We start from the raw sequence: 542 nt of genomic DNA, 5'->3' as shown, positions 1-542 counted from the left end.
GAACGCTACCGATCACCCGGTCCGCGCGGTTGATCTTCCATTTTCAAAACGCCCCGGCTCGCGGACTCGGGTGCATCGGATTGTTCGCTGATTTTCTGCTGCACCCACGGATCGTATAGACCCGGGTCAAAATCATCCGATTCAATCACTACACGTAGTTCATACTCGGAACCCGGCGTGAAGTCTCATGACAAATTGAAGACCTCACCCGGTTGTGAGCTCCTCAATCGGGAGCCAACGAGATCAGCCAAATCCCGAAAATCACATCGAGGAGCGAATATCGCGTTGGAATCAAATCCCCGTTTATGCGGGACATTCATGATCTTCAGGTACATATAGGGGCCGAAGTGGTCGTGTTCACCGGGCACGTCATTTCGGGAATCATTCGCGAATTGGCGCAGTATGTCGGCAAAACGTTCAATCCCTGAGATCGCGCCAGTAATCGTCCAAAGTCGACGATCGTCATCACGATCGTAGTGGAAACCAAGATCGCGCCATTCCTGAATTGTGCTTTCGATGATGTCCATTTGATTCAGCGAACG

Annotated in this window: 1 protein-coding gene; it reads right to left on the bottom strand. The window is 51.7% G+C overall.

The genetic code is table 11. The annotated features are described in order from the left end of the window. Positions 1–185: 185 nt before the first annotated feature. On the bottom strand, positions 186–542 hold a 357-nt coding region (locus tag FYK55_RS28795), incomplete at its 5' end, for a hypothetical protein (protein ID WP_235909058.1).

Origin of the sequence: Roseiconus nitratireducens (genome assembly GCF_008629675.1) — a bacterium.
Classification (GTDB): Bacteria; Planctomycetota; Planctomycetia; order Pirellulales; family Pirellulaceae; genus Stieleria; species Stieleria nitratireducens.
The sequence above is the reverse complement of the archived record's forward strand: the minus strand, read 5'-3'. Positions and strand labels throughout refer to the sequence as shown.